The sequence below is a fragment of the Vagococcus hydrophili genome, assembly GCF_011304195.1.
Lineage (GTDB): Bacteria > Bacillota > Bacilli > Lactobacillales > Vagococcaceae > Vagococcus > Vagococcus hydrophili.
In genome coordinates, this window is the sequence record NZ_CP049887.1 from 726,451 (window position 1) to 745,267 (window position 18,817).

General features: G+C 34.3%; 20 protein-coding genes. 6 read left to right on the forward strand and 14 right to left on the reverse strand.

All coding sequences use genetic code 11. The features are described from left to right. Positions 1–2 precede the first annotated feature (2 nt). The 7 genes from G7082_RS03495 to G7082_RS03525 form a co-directional block, all read right to left on the reverse strand. Positions 3–2,945 (reverse strand): SbcC/MukB-like Walker B domain-containing protein, encoded by a 2,943-nt coding sequence (locus tag G7082_RS03495; RefSeq protein WP_238842688.1) that lies wholly within the window; start codon positions 2,943–2,945, stop codon positions 3–5. Continuing rightward, the gene (locus tag G7082_RS03500; protein ID WP_238842689.1) at positions 2,864–3,136 is read right to left on the reverse strand and encodes an AAA family ATPase; all 273 of its coding nucleotides are present in this window, start codon (positions 3,134–3,136) and stop codon (positions 2,864–2,866) included. Before G7082_RS03500 ends, G7082_RS03495 begins: the two co-directional genes overlap by 82 nt. 9 nt (positions 3,137–3,145) lie before the next feature. Continuing rightward, positions 3,146–4,279 (reverse strand): exonuclease SbcCD subunit D, encoded by a 1,134-nt coding sequence (locus tag G7082_RS03505; protein WP_166033840.1) that lies wholly within the window; start codon positions 4,277–4,279, stop codon positions 3,146–3,148. Between the two features lie 113 nt (positions 4,280–4,392). Further along, positions 4,393–5,001 (reverse strand): TetR/AcrR family transcriptional regulator, encoded by a 609-nt coding sequence (locus G7082_RS03510; RefSeq protein ID WP_166033841.1) that lies wholly within the window; start codon positions 4,999–5,001, stop codon positions 4,393–4,395. Beyond that, positions 5,001–5,810, reverse strand: coding sequence for an ABC transporter permease subunit (locus G7082_RS03515; protein WP_166033842.1), 810 nt, complete (start codon positions 5,808–5,810; stop codon positions 5,001–5,003). The genes G7082_RS03510 and G7082_RS03515 overlap by 1 nt, the downstream gene beginning before the upstream one ends. A gap of 11 nt (positions 5,811–5,821) precedes the next feature. Beyond that, positions 5,822–6,697 (reverse strand): ABC transporter ATP-binding protein, encoded by an 876-nt coding sequence (locus G7082_RS03520; RefSeq protein WP_166033843.1) that lies wholly within the window; start codon positions 6,695–6,697, stop codon positions 5,822–5,824. Between the two features lie 120 nt (positions 6,698–6,817). Further along, positions 6,818–7,903, reverse strand: a complete 1,086-nt coding sequence (locus tag G7082_RS03525; RefSeq protein ID WP_166033844.1) for a PfkB family carbohydrate kinase — start codon at positions 7,901–7,903, stop codon at positions 6,818–6,820. A 110-nt stretch (positions 7,904–8,013) separates the two neighbouring features. Here G7082_RS03525 and G7082_RS03530 point away from each other — a divergent pair, with 110 nt between their 5' ends. Genes G7082_RS03530 through G7082_RS03540 form a run of 3 tightly spaced genes read left to right on the forward strand, consistent with a single transcriptional unit; the run spans position 8,014 to position 10,842 of the window. Further along, positions 8,014–8,958 (forward strand): PfkB family carbohydrate kinase, encoded by a 945-nt coding sequence (locus G7082_RS03530; protein WP_202983129.1) that lies wholly within the window; start codon positions 8,014–8,016, stop codon positions 8,956–8,958. 14 nt (positions 8,959–8,972) lie between these two features. Further along, complete coding sequence (locus tag G7082_RS03535) at positions 8,973–9,671, forward strand: phosphoribosylanthranilate isomerase (protein ID WP_166033845.1); 699 nt, start codon at positions 8,973–8,975, stop codon at positions 9,669–9,671. A gap of 19 nt (positions 9,672–9,690) precedes the next feature. Next, complete coding sequence (locus tag G7082_RS03540) at positions 9,691–10,842, forward strand: iron-containing alcohol dehydrogenase (protein WP_166033846.1); 1,152 nt, start codon at positions 9,691–9,693, stop codon at positions 10,840–10,842. A gap of 50 nt (positions 10,843–10,892) precedes the next feature. Here G7082_RS03540 and G7082_RS03545 read toward each other — a convergent pair whose 3' ends face one another. The 3 genes from G7082_RS03545 to G7082_RS03555 form a co-directional block, all read right to left on the reverse strand. After that, the gene (locus G7082_RS03545; RefSeq protein WP_166033847.1) at positions 10,893–11,153 is read right to left on the reverse strand and encodes a hypothetical protein; all 261 of its coding nucleotides are present in this window, start codon (positions 11,151–11,153) and stop codon (positions 10,893–10,895) included. A gap of 15 nt (positions 11,154–11,168) precedes the next feature. Next, positions 11,169–11,432 (reverse strand): hypothetical protein, encoded by a 264-nt coding sequence (locus G7082_RS03550; protein WP_166033848.1) that lies wholly within the window; start codon positions 11,430–11,432, stop codon positions 11,169–11,171. Positions 11,433–11,549: 117 nt separating this feature from the next. Then, positions 11,550–12,182: a lysophospholipid acyltransferase family protein gene (locus G7082_RS03555; RefSeq protein WP_238842690.1), complete on the reverse strand. Its 633-nt coding sequence runs from the start codon at positions 12,180–12,182 to the stop codon at positions 11,550–11,552. Between the two features lie 129 nt (positions 12,183–12,311). Between G7082_RS03555 and G7082_RS03560 the strand changes: the two genes are divergently transcribed. Both G7082_RS03560 and G7082_RS03565 read left to right on the forward strand, forming a co-directional pair. Continuing rightward, positions 12,312–13,058 carry a tRNA1(Val) (adenine(37)-N6)-methyltransferase gene (locus G7082_RS03560; protein WP_166033850.1) on the forward strand — a complete coding sequence of 249 codons (747 nt, stop codon included), beginning with the start codon at positions 12,312–12,314 and terminating at the stop codon, positions 13,056–13,058. Beyond that, complete coding sequence (locus G7082_RS03565; protein ID WP_166033851.1) at positions 13,045–13,311, forward strand: GIY-YIG nuclease family protein; 267 nt, start codon at positions 13,045–13,047, stop codon at positions 13,309–13,311. The genes G7082_RS03560 and G7082_RS03565 overlap by 14 nt, the downstream gene beginning before the upstream one ends. Positions 13,312–13,313: 2 nt before the next feature. Here G7082_RS03565 and G7082_RS03570 read toward each other — a convergent pair whose 3' ends face one another. From G7082_RS03570 to aspS, 4 genes are all read right to left on the reverse strand, one after another. Continuing rightward, positions 13,314–13,574: a DUF2087 domain-containing protein gene (locus G7082_RS03570; protein WP_166033852.1), complete on the reverse strand. Its 261-nt coding sequence runs from the start codon at positions 13,572–13,574 to the stop codon at positions 13,314–13,316. A 17-nt stretch (positions 13,575–13,591) separates the two neighbouring features. Continuing rightward, positions 13,592–14,332, reverse strand: coding sequence for a class I SAM-dependent methyltransferase (locus tag G7082_RS03575; RefSeq protein WP_166033853.1), 741 nt, complete (start codon positions 14,330–14,332; stop codon positions 13,592–13,594). 89 nt (positions 14,333–14,421) lie between these two features. After that, complete coding sequence (locus G7082_RS03580; protein ID WP_166036011.1) at positions 14,422–15,297, reverse strand: YitT family protein; 876 nt, start codon at positions 15,295–15,297, stop codon at positions 14,422–14,424. A 62-nt stretch (positions 15,298–15,359) separates the two neighbouring features. Beyond that, positions 15,360–17,126: an aspartate--tRNA ligase gene (aspS, locus tag G7082_RS03585; RefSeq protein WP_166033854.1), complete on the reverse strand. Its 1,767-nt coding sequence runs from the start codon at positions 17,124–17,126 to the stop codon at positions 15,360–15,362. A 383-nt stretch (positions 17,127–17,509) separates the two neighbouring features. Between aspS and G7082_RS03590 the strand changes: the two genes are divergently transcribed. Beyond that, positions 17,510–18,814 (forward strand): N-acetylmuramoyl-L-alanine amidase, encoded by a 1,305-nt coding sequence (locus tag G7082_RS03590; protein WP_166033855.1) that lies wholly within the window; start codon positions 17,510–17,512, stop codon positions 18,812–18,814. The last annotated feature ends 3 nt before the right edge of the window (positions 18,815–18,817 follow it).

Here is an 18,817-nt window from a genome sequence, read left to right on the forward strand (position 1 = left end):
TCCTATTCAAATTCTAGTCGCTCTTCTACATAACTCTTACCGTCTAGTGTTGATTTTATTTGTAATTGTTGCGGAATTCGTTCTTTTAATTCTCTAACATGAGAGATAATTCCGATTAATCGGCCATCCCCTTCAATACTCTCTAATGACCTAATTGCCATCTCTAAAGCATCTTCATCTAAAGAGCCAAACCCTTCATCAATAAACATGGCATCAATTTTTATTCCCCCGGCTTCTTCTTGAATCACTTCTGCAAGGGACAAAGCCAGAGATAATGCTGCGATAAAACTTTCTCCACCTGATAATGTATTAACACCTCTTAAAGAGCCTACATTATCATCAAAAATATTAATTTCTAAGCCCGTTTTTTTCTTAAAAGAACCTTGCTCTTCTTTCAGTTCAAATTGATAGCGCCCATGAGTCAGTAAGACTAGTTTTTCATTGGCTCTCTCCAAAATTCGCTTTAAATAAGTTTGCAGAACAAAACGCTCCATACTTAGTTTATTGCCACCGTCTCCCGTTAACACATTCGTTAACTCGCTTAATTCTTCTAGTTCCTCTAAATCTGTTTTCATTTCTTGTTCTTTGGTTGAAATAGTGCTTAGTATTTTCTGATTTTGTTTCATACGGTACTCTAATTTAGTTAACCGTTCCTGTTGTTCTTTTTCAATCGTTGTTATCTTTTCTTGTTCCTTTAGTAATTCCTTAATATCAGGTTCTTCTTTGTTTTCTAACTGACTAACTACTTCTTTTAAGTTAACTTCCAAAACATAGGTCTCTTGCTCATAAGCTTTAACTTGGTTTTCCATTGTTGGTAATTTTTCTAAATTTTGAATCAACTCATTTAAGGTTTCCTCATCTAAGTTGCTGTCTTTTAAAAACGTTTTAACTTTTTCTGCTTCTTTTTGAACTTTTGCTTCTCGTTCATTTTTTTGAACAAGAGTATTTTCTAAATTAGTTTTATCAATTAGTGCTTGTTTGGTTTGATTGCTGATTGTTTCATTAAGCGTTGAAACTGCTTCTTCCCACGTATTCACTTGGTTCTGCAATTTAAATACTTCTTGTTTCATTTCACTAACACTTTGCCATGTTTTAGGAAGCCTTGTCAATAACTCTTCATAAGAAACATTTAGCTGTAAAATTTTGTTCTCATCATCCCTCATTCGACTTTCTTGTGAGCTGATTGTCTCCACTAGCTTGATGTGCTCTTTAGTTAACTCCTCTAATTGTTTTTCTTCTGTTTCAATTTTAAGTAGCAACTTTCTTTGCGCTTCTAGTTGTTTACCTACTTCTTCTTGGAGTTGATTTAAACTGGATAGCCACATGGTTTCTTTTTCTGTTATTTCAAAATAAGCCTGAACTTTTCCCTTCGTTTCTGCTACTGATTTTTCAGAAGATACTAATTCTTCTTGTTTAAACGCTATCTCTTTTTCTAAGATAATTAGTTGTTCCTTACAGGCTACCGCGTCATTTTCAGCTGTTTCTAATGATGACTCCAGTGCACTCATTTCTTCTTTTGATATTTCTTGTCCATGGAAAGGTTTTGGGTGGTCTAAAGAGCCACAAACAACACATGCCTCGCCCTCAATTAAATCTAAACTTAATTTGGCTATTTGAGCTCTGGCTACATCGCTTTTCAATTGTCTCTGTTGTTCTTGTTTCTTTTGCCAAGTTGACATAAGCTCAATCTTCTCAGTTTCAAATGTTGCTAATTTTTCAGATAAAAGAGTCACTTTCTGACATTCCTTTAAATAACCGTGCACTTCTTCTTGCTTTCTAATTAACTCTGCTTCTTGTTTTTCAAGGCTGAAACGCTCTTCAATAACCACTGTTTTAGTTTTTATGAACTCTTTGGAATCTGATATTTTTTTTTCTAAATCCAGTAAGTTTTTCTGCAGAATTTCTTTTTCTTTTGTTAAGAGACTTAACTGTTCCACTGTTGCTTTTTTCTGAACATCAATGAGTTGTTTTTTCTCAAATAAGGGAATACTATCTTGAATTTCTTGCAAGTTTTTACTAGCTATTTTAACTTGCTCTTCTTCCAACGTTAACTGTTCTAATTCAATGTGCTTTTCTTTTAAATCAGCTTCATTGGTTTCAATCCTGTTTCGTAACTCTATCTCTTGTCTTCTAGTTACTTCTAATTGTTCCTTCGATTCACTTAAAGTTTTTATCGTCTCTTCGATTTTTGTTACTTTATTTAGTGTTTCAATATATGTTTTAAGCTCGTTAATTTCTGGTCTTTGCTCATTCAACTTATCTAATTTAACCATTAATTCTTGCTGTTCTTTAAACAACTCAGATAATTTAGTCGCTACTTGGATTTTCAGTTGTATCTTTTTAACCAGCTCATTACTTGTCTCTAATTCTTTAGCCAATTCTGCTGTTTCACTTTTGTACACACTCGCCTGTTCTTCATACAAGGCTAAAATATCTTGGTAGTACATTTCTGCTGTTTTTTGTTCTTCAAATACTTTTTGCCATTCTAACTGTGCGGTTAAAACGATCAGTTCTTGTTTAATATCTTTCAAGTTTGCTTCTTGCTGTTTTTTCTTTTGCCTTAAAATATCTGCTATATTTTGATAAAAATACGTATTAAATAATTTTCTTAACACTTTTTCTTTACTGTCACTGTCTGCATTTAAAAAGCGTCTAAACTCCCCTTGTGGTAACATGACGATTTGTGAGAACTGCTGCTCATTTAATTGAATTAAATCACTTAGAAAAGGTCCCACATCTTTTTGCTTCGTTAGTTGGTTGATTTCTTCTTTATTTTCATCAAAGACAGTCAGATTAACGACGGCACCTTGTTCTCTAAACCCTTCACCTCTTTGCTTTTTCACAAGTTGTTCTGGCTCTCGCATCACTTCATAGGTTTTCTGACCTTGTTTAAAGGTAAAAATGACTTTGGTTTTCTTTCCCATTTCAGCAAAATTTGAGCGCATTTCTTTTCCTTGGCGTAAGCCCCCGACGTACTCCCGTAAAGGGCATAGCACATACCGTCAAAAATTGTTGTTTTCCCTGCCCCTGTTTTTCCAGTAATCAGAAATAAAGACTGAGCATAGAAATTAGAGAAATCAATTAAACTATTTTCATATGGCCCAAAGTTTTCTAATTTTAAGCTAATTGGTTGCATGACTTCCTCCTATTTTTCAGCCCCAGTTTCAATCATGGCTGCTTCCAACCACTGAACCTGTTTTTTGGTTAATTCTTTATCTGTCACTTCTTGATAGTATTTTTTTAATAACTCTTCTGGTTTTAGTTGAACAAAATCCGCTTCTTTTTTGGCTTTTTCTCCTCTAATTCGTTCATTTTGAGTTCTCTCTAAACTAATTAAATGAGGATAAATATGCCTCAACTCATGAATCGCATTAGAAATAACCGTCGTATCTGTTAAAGTTATTGCTAAGTAGTCCTCTCTTTCAACTTGATCGTAAAAGTTAGGATCTGTTAACTCTTTAAAAGATGCTTCTAATCGTTTCACATCTCTTAAAGGTTTTATTTCAACAAAGGTATTCTTTAATTTTTTTTCAGATAGTTCAATAATCCGAACACCTTTTTCTTGTTTCTCCTCAGATAAAGAATACTTCAAAAGTGCCCCACTGTATTGAACCTTTTCAGTTTTGGTAATAGCATTTTTATAATGTAAATGACCGAGTGCAACATAATCAAAATCAAGTAACATATCAATCGGTACGCTGTCTAATCCACCGACTTCAAGGGTTGTTTCTGACTCACTCTTAGTGGCTCCAGCTGCAAAAAAATGACTGACTAATACCTGTTGTTTTTTAGGATTAAAACTTTCTTTCATTTTCTGAATAACTAATTTCATACTAGATTGAATATCGCGAAGACTATCATCTCCAAAATACTGTCTAGCATGAAAAGGTTCAAAATAAGGCAGTAGATAGAATTGAGTGTCTAATATTTCCACAGGTTCAAAGGCCTGACTTAATTGTGTATGTAAATGGAAATCTTGTGTCTTTAACCACGGACTTCCTGTTTCTAAACGTGTAGCACTGTCATGATTACCTGAGATTGCTAAAATTGGATAATTTGCTTTTAAATTCATCTCAACCATCATCTCATTAAACAAAGCAACGGCTTCTACTGAAGGAATGGAGCGATCATATAAATCTCCCGCAATAACAATCCCGTCTACTTGTTCTTTTTTGGCAATTGCCATAATTTCTAAAAAGGCAGCTTGTTGTTCTTCCAATAAAGAAAAGCCATTTAATTTTCTACCAATATGCCAATCTGCTGTATGTAAAAATTTCATCTTGTCCCTCCTAAAAAAGGTCTTCTTACTATTATATCAAATTTATGAACAAATTAACGGAATAATAGACTAAATAAAAAAACTTTCCACAATTACATGTAGAAAGTTCGTTGTTATTTTAAAAAACCAGTTTCTAGGATACGCAATTGTTTTTTCCCATCCACCAACATCTGATCAAAAAAGTGAAGATCAACCACCTTTTGATTCATCATTTTAAGTTTAGCATTTTGTTCAATTTGATTAAAAACCATTAACACTAAACTAACCACATCAGCTACTTGGATCTCTTCTTTAATCGGCATCTTACGAATAATTTGAGCTGTGACTTCATAACTGCTCTCTCTAACCGTCTCAATGTACGTCATAATTTCTTCCTTTAAGTCCAAAGGCAGATGGTCTAAATCGCTGTAAATATCTAACATCAGTTGCATCTCTGCTTGGTATTCTTCCGCTATTTCAAATTTTTTTTTGATAGAATAATCAAATAAGTTAATCAAACTGTCGACCGGAAACTCATTGAAATCAAAGGTCTTTTCTAATCGTCTAATCGCTTCTCTAATTGCCTCGACATATAAATTCTTCTTTGATTTATAGTAGTGAAAAACTAACCCTTTAGACACATCAGCTTTTTCGGCAATGATTTCCATTTTCGTTTTATAGTAACCATTTGTCGCAAACTCTTTTATAGCAACACTCAGCATTTCTTGTTGTCTTTCTTCCATTAAATTTCTAGATCCTTTCTTTGGTAAATTAGAGTCGCTACAGCAAAACAAACCAAACTAATCAACAATAGTATCCCTACTAAACCAAACATAGTATCTTTTTCTAAAATAGCTGCTGGATTGGCTTGTGACATAGGCGAAATGTCTTTTAAAAAGGAAAATTTGTCTTCTAAATCTCCCACAATACCAAACAAATAAAAGATAAACACCAACCCCATACTAATCCCTTGATTCACTTGTTTCAAAAAACTTGAAAGTAAAAAACCAATACTTAGGAAGAATAGTAAAACAAAAAATTCTGTGATAAATATTTGAGAAATTCCTGAGATTATCTCATTTGATGTCATGACACCATGATTAAAAAATAAAGAAGCTCCTATACTAACTAAGAAAGTCACACCCCAAAAGACAATCAGCATACTAATCGTTGCCGCTATTTTTTCTAAAATAATTTTTCTACGACTAACTGGTTGCGCGTATAGAAACTCAATCGTTCCTTCAGTCTCTTCTTTAACCAACATTTTATTGCCTAACATAATAGAAAAAATACTGGCAGCAATAAAAATATACTGAAAAACATAAGCAAAAAAGCCAGTCGTTTCAACCAAACTAGGTCCACTATTCAAATGAAAAGCTTTCAACATATTTTGTGGCAATGTTTCTAACTTCGTGGTCATCATTTCTTTCATGCCTGAGGTTTCCATTGAAGGAAAGATACTCATAAACACCGTAATAATCACAGATAAAGCAATAGTCCAAACCAAGATATTCTTTTTATTATTTTGCCATTCGATTTTAAATATTGTCATCTTCCTCACCCCTACTCATACATTGATAGAAATTTATCTTCTAAATCAAGTGGTTTTATTTCTAAGTCTTCCACATGATGTTTAGCTAAAAGCTGAATCAATTGATCTAGCTCTTGATTAAAAATAAATTGCCATTTGTCTTCCTCTTGCTTAATTTGAATCGCTCCAATTCCAATCAAATGAGCTTCTTCTAACGTATGCGAGGTCAACGTCACTTTTTTCTCAATATCTTTACCTTTATTAATCTCTTCAATCGAAATAATTTCACCATTTTTTATAAAGGCTGCTCGGTCACAATGAGTTTGAATTTCATGCAAATCATGACTTGAAAGAAAAATCGTCATTCCTGCATGGCTTTTTTCTTCCAATACTTCAAACAAACGGTGTTGTATCATAGGATCAAGCCCATTGGTTGGTTCATCTAAAATAAGTAGCTTAGGATTTTGAAGTAACGCTGACACAATGGCTACTTTCTTTTTATTTCCTAAAGATAAATCAGCGATTTTTTTACTGGGTTCAATTTCAAAATACTCCAAATAATGTTGAATCACTTCTTGGCTATTTTTTATCCCGTGAAATTCTGCTGTGTAGTTAAAAATATCCAGGGAAGTCATTTCGTGGTAGTAACGCACATCACTAGAAACATAACCGACTTGTTTTTTTATCTCGATGCTTTGTTTCACACAATCCATCCCCAAGATACTCGCTGTACCACTGGTTGGAAAAATAAAATTGAGTAGCATTTTAATCGTTGTTGATTTTCCAGCCCCATTAGGACCAATAAATCCATAAATCTCTCCTTCTTCTATTTCAAGAGAAATATTATTCACTGCTTTCATGTTTTTATATTTTTTAGTTAAGCCTTTGATTTCAATAATTGATGCCATAAAAAACACCCGCTTTCTTCAATTGACTTTCTAGTCAACAACAGAATAAACCTAATTGACCGGAAAGTCAATTAGGTTTATTATTTAAAATTTTACGTTTTTATTCGTCTAAACAATTGTCTAATTTTTAAAATACTGATTATAATTTGCTAAAACTAAATTTTCATTCAAACCATCAAAAACAGAATTATTGGTTAAAAAGCTCGTAACACTTCCACAATAACCTAATTGCACTATTTCTTTTCTTGTATACCTATTTTGCAATTTCGCCCATATCATAGCACTAGTTAAGACAGCTGTTGAGCCATTTCTATTATAGGCAGGGACTACATCACCTTTAATCTCGTAGGAATCCTCCTTTGAAAAGTAAAGCACATTTCCATTTCCTTTTATCACTATGACTTGCCCAACTCCCTGACTAATTAAATTCATTGCTTTTGGCTTTATTTCGCCTCCATCCTTTTGAGTTAACTCTTTTAATTCTGATTCGGATAAAACCAACAATTCAATTTTAGGCAATAAACACATTAATCGCTTTACTTTATTAACTGAAACAGATTTTGCAATGATGGGTACATTCACATTATTTTCAATATATTGGATTGTTTCTATTGGTAAATTATCATCAATCACACAGTATTTAGATTGGTTAATGCGTTGAAGATAACGATTAATAAATTCAGGAGTGATATTTTCTAAAATTTGCATATCATCCACTCCAACTCGAAAATGATTTTCCTGATCTTCTAAATACATAAAAGAAGACGTGCTATATCCATTAATTCGTTCGCAACATTCAATATTGAACCCTATTTTTCTTGATTCTGCGACAAAGCGTTCTCCGTTAACATCTGACCCATAAACAGACATCAAATTCGTATTAATTTTTAGTTTCGATAAGGCAAGTGCCATGTTACGACCTGCGCCACCAACATAATAATTAATTTTCCCAGGATTGGAGTTATTGCTGATTAATCCTTCGTTTGGTGTTCCCACAATATCAATGTTAATACCACCAATCACACTAATAAATTCAGGAACTTTAACAATATAACCTTTCCCTTGAATATAGCCTTTTTTCATCAAATTATGAATATGAGCCGCCACACCTGACCTTGATATTCCTAACTCAAAGGCAAGCTCTTCTTGAGATATTGTAGGATTATTTCTAATTAATTCAAGAATCTCGATTTCTCTTTCAGTCATTTTATCCACCTCTAAATATAAACATTTGTTTATTCACTATACATTAGTTTGATTTATTATGAAAGCGGATACTATAATTAACTTACAAATAAAATTACGAGGTGATTTTAGTGGAGGAGAAGTACATTGTCGTCATTGGCGGTTTAAATATGGACATCGCTGGCTTATCTGGAAAAAATTATCACGAGCAAGATTCAAATATTGGAGAAATCAATTTGAGTATTGGTGGCGTTGGTCAAAATATTGCTCAAAATCTTACCCGTTTAGAGGCGCCTACTTATTTAATAACCGTTTATGGAGATGATAGTTTCGGGGGTATTCTAGAAGATGAGTGTCTTAAAAATCAGATTAATCTTGATTATGCTAAAAAAATTCCTGGTGCTCATAGTTCTACCTATCTATACGTTGCCAACAATCAAGGCGACATGGTGACCGCAATTAATGACATGAGCATTGTTAAGCAAATGACCCCTGATTTTTTAGCTGAACGTTTAGATTTTATTAACCAAGCTGAGATTGTTGTGATTGACGGCAATGTTTCTAAAGAATCCGTTGAATTTTTAGCAAGTCACGTCACTCCACCTATTTTTGTTGATCCTGTTTCAATCGCTAAAGTCGACCGTTTTGAAAATGTCTTAGCTAACATTGATACCATTAAGCCCAATGTTTTAGAAGCTGAATTGTTAACAGGGATTCAAGTGACAGATATTGAAACTGGTAAAAAAGCTGCCCTTTGTCTCAATCAACGTGGAGTAAAAAATGTCTTTATTTCATTAGGAGAAAAAGGAATTCTTTGCTCTAGACATGATGAAGAGCCAACTCTTATCTCACCCATTGCTGATCAAATTATTAGTACCAATGGAGCTGGTGATTGTACTATGGCGACGATTGCTTGGGCGAGATTTTATTACGGTGACTGCCTAGCGCTGAAAGAGATTGGACAAATATCCCAAGCTGCCGCGAGCATTACGATGGCATCACCTCTTGCTGTTTCACCAGAGCTTAATATTAAAAACGTGATTCATCGCACAACCCAATACATGGAATTCATTTAAAGGAGAAGATTACTATGGTAAAAAAACAAATTTATTCAATCGTTAATTATAATGAGGCTGTTCAAACAATGGATGCTGGAGCAGATCATATTGGTTTAGTTCCAATGCAAACAGGGGGTATCCCCGCTCACCGTGTTCCTTTTGATGTGGTAGATAAAATTTACGCTGAATGTAAACGTCGTGGAGTAAAATCGATTGCCATCATGTTAAATAAAGACGTGGAAGAAATGTTCTTTATTATTAAAAGAGTTCAGCCTGATATCGTTCACATTGCGGGAATGGATTACACAGCAAACCAATCTTTCGCTGATCGTCTTCATGAAGAATGTCCCGGTGTTGAGTTAATGCAAGCTGTTTTAGTGGATGATGAATCTGCGATTGATCGCGCCTTAGGTTACGCTAAATTCTGTGATTACATTTTAACTGATTCTGGACTAGCAAAAGACACTGGAATCGGAGCAAGCGGGTTAACTCATGATTGGAGTATTGACCGTAGAATCGTGGAAACTGTTGGCATTCCTGTTATTATTGCTGGTGGTTTAGGTGCTGAAAATGTTGCTGAATGTATCAAACAAATCCAACCATTTGGCGTGGATTCTTTAACAAAAACTTCTTATAAATTTGAAGACGGTGTTACTGAAAAAAATATTCCAGAAGTCAAAAAATTCTGTGAGCGCGCGGATCAAGCAGCGATGGAAATTGGCTTAAAATAAACTTAAAGGAGCATGACCCTTGGATTATAAATTAGAACAATCAGTGAAGGTTTTAGTAGCTGATCATTTAGCGGAAACAACTTTAGATGTTTTAAACAATTTAGGTTATTCACACCCAATGATTGTGATTGATTCATTTTTACTACAATCCACACCTATTAATGACTTATTAACAGCTTTTAAAGAAAACAAAAAACAATTTACGCTTTATGACAAAGTTATCCCCAACCCACCTATTGAATTAATTAACAAAGGTGCTCAGATTTTTACTGAGAATCACTGTGATTCGATTATCGCCATTGGTGGTGGGAGTGTGATAGATGCAGCCCGTGGTATTAATATTGTTCGTCATCTTGGTGGCAGTATTGCTGATTACGCTTACGATAAAGAAATAACCGCATTTTGTTCAGGTCTAATTGCGATTCCCACAACTTCTGGAACTGGTAGCGAGTTATCCAACGCTTTGATTGTTACTGATACTGAAAAAAATGAGAAAATTGCGGTTTTATCTAACGAAGCCGTTAGCGAAGTCGCTATCTTATGTCCAGATTTATTAGTGTCTTTACCTGAACAACTAACTATTTCAACTGGACTGGATGCTTTTTCTCATGCAGCAGAAGCTTACACTTCGACTTTATCCACACCTGTTGTGGATGCCATTTGCGAGAAAATTATGTTTTTAATTTATAAGTACCTTCCTCTTGCTACTCAAAATGGACAAAATAAAGAAGCTCGTGAACGAATGATGGTCGCTGCGGCTCTTGGCGGTTGGGTATTAAACAACGGTGGCACTCATATTGGTCATTCTCAAGCTCATATTATTGGAGCAAAACTTAATATTCCTCATGGACAAGCCTGTGCTTACGCTTTACCTGGCACTTTAAAAGCAACTGCTTCAGTGAAACCTAAAAAAATTAAAGAAATCGGCTATATTTTAGAGGCTTCTTTTCCTGAAAATGCTACAAATGAGCAAATTGGTGAAATAACAGCTGCTCGTTACCGCGATTTTAGAGACAGTATTTTAGGTTTAACTCCCTTTGAAACCTTAAACATTTCTCGCGAAGATATCACAGCTCTTTCAAAAGAGGTTCAAACTGAACGATTCTCTGGAAACACTCCGTTTGAATTAACAGATGAAATTGTTTTACAATTAATGAAAGAATTTGGTTAAATAAAAAAGTTATCCACTTCTATTTTTTAGATAGTGGATAACTTTTTAGTTTAAAAGCCAAAATAAGCAGATCCTATAAACATAATGGGAAAAAATAAAATAATTACGGTGTGGCAACTTAATAATAGAGGTTTAAATTTACTAGATTTTATGGCAATTAATAAACCAATCACCCCAATAAAAGAATTAATCATTAAATATTTTGCGCCAATTTCAGGCTGATAATTGATAAAATAAGACATCAAAATAATTACTTCTAAAATCAAAAGAGACACACTTAAATTCGAATAAAGATTTTTAGTTTTATTCACTTCCATCCACTCCTTTTACGGGCCAAAAAGCAACGTGCCAACTAGAAATACTAAACCAAAACTCAAAGTAACAGTCAAATTCATGAACATTAGAATCCCTTTAACTACTTCTTTCTTTTCCTTTAGGGCAAGTACGATTCCCACACCACCTATTATTGGCGTTAAAAGAATAAATATTGGCGGGTTATCTGAATGGTAGAAAAACAGATTAGGAATCCAACACGAAATACCTAGAAAAAAACAGATAATACTAAGTTTAGACCACCATGTCATCTTCATGACCAACACCTTTTCTTAGATATACCAATTTTATCATAATTATTAATAAAACTGAAATATAAACCTATTCTAGACAAAATAAAAAAAGACCAACGATTAAGTTGATCTTTCATATACTTATTTTTTCTCTTTTTTGACTGGTTTATGGTAGACAAAATCTGGGTTAATTTGTGTATCTAACTCTTTAAACGCTTTTTGCATACGTCGTTCAACTTCTGCAATACCTTCTTTGTCTAATTTCTTAATATCTGAAATATCAATAGGTTCACCAAAAGCCATTGTGACACGTTTTTTTGTAAATAAACCACCAAATGTTAAAGGTCCTTGATAAACAGCAGGGACAATCTTCACTTTTGCCATCTTCGCAATTACCGCTGCCCCACCTTTTAAATCATCGGAGTAGCGACTGCCACTTGGAAACACCATAACGCTTAAATCAGTATTTTTAAGGGCTCTCACTGGAGTTTTAATGGCGCTTGGTCCAGGATTTTCACGGTCAACTGGGAACACATGGCATTTTTTCAAAATAAAACCTAAAAATTTATTATTAAATAATTCTTTCTTAGCCATAAAAGAAAATTTTCTTGGCCAAGCTCCCATAGCAAAATAAAGAGGTTCAAACCACGTTCTGTGTGGTCCTACTAGCACATAATTTTCGTCTTTTGGTAAATTATTACGACCAATATAACGGGCATTTGTATTAATTAAAAACGTTAAGACGCGTACAACGCCTAATAAAAATCGATACATGAATGTCATGTCCTTTCCTTTTAAATTCCTTATTAGTATGCCGAAATTTTTAAAAACATGCAAGCTTTTCTTATCTAAACTTATTTTTACATGCTATAATAAATGCACTGATTTGAAAGGAAGTTTTCAATGGATCATTTATTACAAGAGGGAGAAAGAATTGACCAACTGGTGTCTCAAGGCGTTCAAATTATCCAAAGCCCTGATGTCTTTTCTTTTTCACTAGATGCTGTTCTTTTAGCCCACTTTGCTTCTATTCCTAAAAGAGGAACGATTGTGGATTTTTGTTCTGGGAACGGAGCTGTGGCACTTTTTATGTCCCCAAGAACACAGGCTAAGATTATTGGTATTGAGCTTCAAGAACGCTTAGCTGATATGGGTAAACGAAGCATCATTCTTAACCAATTAGAAGAACAATTAGAAATGAAACAACTAGATATTAAAGAAATTACACCTGAAATAAAAAGTGATTCGGTAGATTTTATTACATGTAATCCGCCTTATTTTAAAGAGCAACCTAATAGTAAGAAAAATCCAAATCCCTATTATGCGATTGCCCGTCACGAAATTCACCTGCAATTAGATGACGTCTTTTCATCTGCTTCTAAGATTTTAAAAATGAATGGGAAAATTGCTATGGTTCACAGGCCAGATCGCTTAATGGATATTTTGGATAGTATGAGACGGCATAGAATCGCGCCTAAACGAATTCAATTCATTTACCCTAAAGAACATAAAGAAGCCAACACGATATTGATTGAAGGAATTAAAGACGGGAAAACAGATGGCTTAAAAATATTACCCCCTTTATATGTTTATGGTGAAGATAATGAGTACCTACCAACTATTAAGGAAATGCTTCATGGCAGTCGCTAAAGAGCATTACTTCTATGTTTTAGAATGTAAAGACCTTACTTACTACGGAGGCTATACCACAGACTTAGCTCGTCGACTAGAGGAACATAACAGTGGTAAAGGCGCTAAATACACCAGATTAGCTAAAAGACGGCCTGCACAGATGATTTATCACGAAACTTTTACGACTAAAAGTGATGCCATGAAAGCAGAGTATGCCTTTAAGCAATTGACCCGACCACAAAAAGAAAAATATATACAAGAAAACAGCTAAATCTATGATGACTTAGCTGTTTTTTTGTATACTTTCCCATATTTATCTCGTTCTAAAAAATGATAATCCACTAAATAGCGACGAATAATTGAATAATCATCATAAAATGCCATAATCACTTCGTTAATTTCGACTTCAGAGTACTCTTTATCTTCTTCAAAAAAACTGGCACAATAACTAAAAACTTCTAATTTATTCTTTTCTTTCTTTGGAATCACAGTGAGACGGTTATCTTTAAAATATTTCTTTTTGATTTCATCCATTTTCTCGTACTCCTTACTTAATTTCTTGCAAAAAAAGTAATTAACGACGCAGTATTATTTTTCTCATAACCTACTCTATAAGAAATATCAACAAAACCAACGCGTCTAAGTAATTCTTCAAATTCTTTTATTCCATACCAGTACAACGTAAAATTAGAAATTTCAGTTTCCTTAACGATTCCTTTTTCAATTAGCTCGTATCGATGAATATATGATACTTTTTGCTCATGCCAATCCATTTCTTGTGCAGTACTAGTAAATAATAAACCCTCATCATCTGATAAAGGAAATTCCGAAACAGTAACTTCTCCTGGATTAAACCATGCTGGTAATTCAATATCTAAAATCAATGTTCCTTTATCCTTTAAATGATTTCTTAATGAGGTTAAAACATCTTTTATAATCACTCTAGGTAATAAACAAAAACTTCCTGTTGGCATAATTATCGCTTCATACTGCTTTTCTAAATCCAGCTTGGTTAAATCACCTTGGTAGATGTTGCCAGAAACGTCTGCTTTATCCATATTCAACTGACATTGATTTAACATTTCTCTAGATAAATCAACCCCTTCTACTTGCAATCCTTTTTGAATAAAAGGAATCATCATACGCCCAGTTCCTACACCAGCTTCCAAAATCAACCCTTGCACGTTTTTAAGTTGTTCATAATAATACTCAATATCGCCATCAATTGAATGGCCAACAGGTTTTGTTATCTCATACATTTTAGTGCTTAATTTTCCGTACTCAACAAACATATTATTCCTCCTCATCCTACTAAATTCATCTTAACATAGGAAAATAAAAAACCAAGACCGAATTATTTTTTTCGGCTCTTGGTTTATCCTTAATCTAAAGGTTCATAAAAATTACCCATAATCGTGACATTCTCAGAGATACTCACAAATGCTTTTGGATCAGATTTTCTCATAGCTACTTGGAGTACTGGAATTTGATCACGAGTAATAATAGTAATAAGTATTGTTTGTTGATTATGATTAAACGCTCCTTCCGCGTTGTTTAGAATCGTAATCCCACGACGGATTCTTTTTTGCACCTCATTAACAACTGCATCTGGTTTTGTTGTTACAATCATAATTTGCATTTTCTTTTGTCTTGTAAAAACCATATCAACAACTTTTCCATTAACAAAAATAGAAAAAGCACTGTAAAACGCATATGGCCAACCAAAAAGAAAACCAGAAGTCATAATAATACACGCATTAAAAATAATATTTAAAGAACCAACATTTCGACCAGTCATTTTTCTAATCGTTACACTCACTATGTCTAGTCCACCAGATGATAGACCGCCTCTTAAAGCAAGTCCCACACCCAATCCACAGATTGCCCCACCAAAAATGGCGCAAATAATTGGGTCATCAGATAAAGCCGTAACAGGGATAATCTGAATGAAAAACGACGTCATAAAAACAGATATCATTGTAAAAACGGTAAATTTCTTACTGATTTTAAACCACGCTAGAATAAATAACGGGATATTCAAACAATATAAAACCACTGACATAGGTAATTGAATCTGAGCTAAATCTTCTGACAAAGTAACAATAATTTGCCCTAAACCAGTGACACCACTTGCATAAATATGCCCTGGTTGCCAGAACATATTTAAAGCAACAGCTTGCAGCATACCATTAATAACAGCCATCGAAATTTTTTCTGTGTACTCATTTTCAATAAATAGGTCTTTAATTTCCTTTATTTTTAACATTTCCTTATGAACTCCTTCAAGTAAAAGAACATTAATAACTTCTTAAAAATCCACTATTTTTCGTCCGTTGCAATATTCAAATGTAACTCTTCTAATTGAATCTCTGACACAGTACCTGGTGCATTTGTCATTAAATCCACCCCTCGATTATTTTTAGGGAAGGCAATGACTTCACGAATGTTATCTTTTTTAGCAAGCAACATGATTAAACGGTCTAATCCTAAAGCGATTCCTCCATGTGGTGGGAAACCATATTCTAAAGCATCCATTAAGAAACCAAACTGTTCTTGAGCTGATTCTTTTGTGAATCCTAGCGCTTTAAACATATCTTCTTGAACGTCACGTTGGTAAATTCTTAAAGATCCCCCACCTAGTTCATAACCATTTAATACGATATCATAGGCTTCTGCATATACTTTTTCAGGATTTGTTTTAAGTAATTCAACATCACTTGCTTTTGGCATAGTGAATGGATGGTGAGCTGCTGTGTAACGACCAGCTTCTTCATCGTACTCTAATAATGGCCAATCAACGACCCATAGGAAATTAAAGGTATCATTATCAATTAAGCCTAACTCTTGACCTAAACGATTTCTTAACGCACCTAATGAAGCTGCGACGACTTCTTTTTTATCAGCCACAAACATTAATAAATCGCCAACTTCAGCATTTGTTGCCTCAATAATTTTATCTGAATGATCCACTAAGAATTTAGCGATTGGACCTTTCAAGCCATCTTCTTCAACTTTGACCCAAGCAAGACCTTTAGCACCAAATTGTGCTAACCATTGACCTAATTGATCCATGTCTTTTCTTGAATAATTTCCAGCAACACCTTTAGCATTTAAGGCTTTGACAGCACCACCGTTTTCTAAAGCTGATTGAAACACTTTAAATTCGATGTCAGAAACGGCTTCTTTCATTTCAATTAATTCCATCTCAAAACGAGTATCAGGTTTATCCACACCAAAACGTGCCATCGCGTCATCATAACTCATACGTGGGAATGGTAAAACCACTTCTTGCCCCATAACTTCTTTCATAACTTTTGCTAACATATTTTCTGTGTATGTTTGAATTTCTTCAGCTGATAAGAAACTTGTTTCAATATCGACTTGCGTAAATTCTGGCTGACGGTCACCACGTAAATCTTCATCTCTAAAACAACGAACGATTTGGTAGTATTTATCAATCCCTGCACCCATTAACAATTGTTTCGTTGTTTGTGGTGATTGAGGTAGTGCATAAAAATGACCTTCATGGACACGAGAAGGCACCAAATAATCACGAGCTCCCTCAGGTGTTGATTTATTTAAGAAAGGTGTTTCAACTTCCATAAATGCATTGTCGTTTAAGAAATTACGCATCACTTGACTTGTTTGGTGACGTAATTTTAAATTATTAAACATTTCAGGGCGACGAATGTCCATGAAACGATATTTCATACGTGTATCTTCATTAACGGTTTGATTGTCATCAATGACAAATGGCGGTGTTTTTGCTTCATTGTAAATAACAATATCCGTCGCGATAATTTCAAATTCACCCGTCTTCATATTAGGATTAATCGCACTTTCACGTTTAACCACTTTACCTGTTACACCAATAACAAACTCGCTACGGCATTTGTCCGCTATTTCTAAAGCTTCTTTTGATGTTTCTGGGTTGAAGACGATTTGAACGATGCCTTCACGGTCACGTAAATCAATAAAGATTAATCCTCCAAGGTCACGTCTTTTTTGAACCCAGCCTTTAACTGTTACTTCTTGCTCTAAATGCTCAGATGAAACTAAGCCACAATACGTTGTTCTTTTTTCCATTTTGTAAAACTCCTTTATCATTTTTTACGTACAAAAAAAGTCCTTGTCAAAAAACAAGGACGAATGACTTCTCACACGTGGTACCACCTAAAATTCGAGAAGTACGCACACTTCTCCTCTTCATACGATTAACGCTCGTAACGGAATGACTTTTGATCATTCATCTCCAGAGTGTCTACACTTTTTTATAGATTAATTTCAGCAAATTTAATCTTCTCTTATGGCAAAAAAGTTCTTTCTCTTTCACGGATATTATAACTAAAAATTACTAGAAAAACACCTAAAAGTCAAGGCATTTTATAACAATTTCTGAATACTACTTTTATTTTCTATTTTTTGCTATAATTGGTGTTACATAAAAATAAATTATTGGAGTAATGAATGTGAGAAATACAGACACAAGTAAAAATACATTAAAACTTTTGCTTTTCAATCTTCTCATTATTGGGATGGTTTTTGCTGGATTTTATTTCATGCGAGGAACCAATCAAATAGTTGAAGTCCAAACTGTCGCCTTAAACGTTCGAGATAAACCTTCCGTTAAATCCCACGTCATGACACAAGTTCACCAAGAGGACCGTGTCACGATTAAAGAAAAAAAAGACGGCTGGTATAAAATTCAAACCCCTGATAAAACAGAAGGTTGGGTTGCCGAATGGTTAATTTTTGACGGTAAGTCAGGACCATATACCTATTTACCTGGAATTGTCACTCAACGAAGTACAGAGCTTAAGAAAAGTAATAGTGAAAGCAGTAAAACTTTAACTACTTTAAAGAAAAAGCAAAAAATCTTCGTTACCTTAGAATTAAACGGCTGGAGCCGAATTTACACAGATGATACTTACGGTTGGGTTCCAACTGAGTCTATTCGAATCAGAAAAAATCAACAACCTAAATTTGAACTAGATTCGACATTACAAGTAGCTATCGATAATGCCCCTCTTTATTCTAAAAAGGCAGAAACTGGCTCACCTTTAGCAACTCTTCACTACGCTGAAAAAGTTACTTTAAAAGCGGATGAAGAAGGCTGGTACCAAGTTAGAACCGAAAAAGGGCAAACTGGTTATTTAAAAGGTTGGGAACTGACTGACAACAAACTAAGTGAGAAAGATAAACGACCGGATGAGCCTATGGCAGAGTATGTGGTCATTCTTGATCCTGGTCATGGCGGGAACGATCCTGGTGCCAATACAAATGACGAGAAAGTCTACGAAAAAGAACTAACCCTAAAAACAGCCCAAGTTGTTAAACATGAATTAGAAGATAAAGGCTACACCGTCTTAATGACGCGTAACAAAGACGAGTTTGTCTCTTTATCAAAAATTGCTGATATTAGCAATAAGAGTAATGCCGATGTCTTTTTAAGTTTCCACTATGATTCAACAGGAAGCCCTAACGAAGGCTCAGGCACAACGACTTTCTATCGTAACAAAAACGGACAAGCCTTGGCACAATCTGTCAATGATCAAATTGCTAGTATCTTACCACTTGAAAATCGTGGTTTCGGTGTTCAAGATTATCAAGTCCTAAGAGAAAATGATAAACCAGCTGTGTTACTAGAGCTTGGCTATATCAATAATGATTCTGACGCAGCTTATGCTCAAAGTAATAAGTATCATAAAAAAGTCGGCGAAGCTGTTTACCACGGTGTGACGAACTACTTTTTAGAAATGAATAAGCAAAATTAATAA

Excerpts from the sequence above, each read along its gene's own strand:
- G7082_RS03495 (WP_238842688.1), bottom strand. The coding sequence starts at position 2,945 with ATGCGCTCAAATTTTGCTGAAATGGGAAAGAAAACCAAAGTCATTTTT.
- G7082_RS03500 (WP_238842689.1), bottom strand. The coding sequence starts at position 3,136 with ATGCAACCAATTAGCTTAAAATTAGAAAACTTTGGGCCATATGAAAAT.
- G7082_RS03505 (WP_166033840.1), bottom strand. The coding sequence starts at position 4,279 with ATGAAATTTTTACATACAGCAGATTGGCATATTGGTAGAAAATTAAAT.
- G7082_RS03510 (WP_166033841.1), bottom strand. The coding sequence starts at position 5,001 with ATGGAAGAAAGACAACAAGAAATGCTGAGTGTTGCTATAAAAGAGTTT.
- G7082_RS03515 (WP_166033842.1), bottom strand. The coding sequence starts at position 5,810 with ATGACAATATTTAAAATCGAATGGCAAAATAATAAAAAGAATATCTTG.
- G7082_RS03520 (WP_166033843.1), bottom strand. The coding sequence starts at position 6,697 with ATGGCATCAATTATTGAAATCAAAGGCTTAACTAAAAAATATAAAAAC.
- G7082_RS03525 (WP_166033844.1), bottom strand. The coding sequence starts at position 7,903 with ATGACTGAAAGAGAAATCGAGATTCTTGAATTAATTAGAAATAATCCT.
- G7082_RS03535 (WP_166033845.1), top strand. The coding sequence starts at position 8,973 with ATGGTAAAAAAACAAATTTATTCAATCGTTAATTATAATGAGGCTGTT.
- G7082_RS03550 (WP_166033848.1), bottom strand. The coding sequence starts at position 11,432 with ATGAAGATGACATGGTGGTCTAAACTTAGTATTATCTGTTTTTTTCTA.
- G7082_RS03555 (WP_238842690.1), bottom strand. The coding sequence starts at position 12,182 with ATGTATCGATTTTTATTAGGCGTTGTACGCGTCTTAACGTTTTTAATT.
- G7082_RS03560 (WP_166033850.1), top strand. The coding sequence starts at position 12,312 with ATGGATCATTTATTACAAGAGGGAGAAAGAATTGACCAACTGGTGTCT.
- G7082_RS03565 (WP_166033851.1), top strand. The coding sequence starts at position 13,045 with ATGGCAGTCGCTAAAGAGCATTACTTCTATGTTTTAGAATGTAAAGAC.
- G7082_RS03570 (WP_166033852.1), bottom strand. The coding sequence starts at position 13,574 with ATGGATGAAATCAAAAAGAAATATTTTAAAGATAACCGTCTCACTGTG.
- G7082_RS03575 (WP_166033853.1), bottom strand. The coding sequence starts at position 14,332 with ATGTTTGTTGAGTACGGAAAATTAAGCACTAAAATGTATGAGATAACA.
- aspS (WP_166033854.1), bottom strand. The coding sequence starts at position 17,126 with ATGGAAAAAAGAACAACGTATTGTGGCTTAGTTTCATCTGAGCATTTA.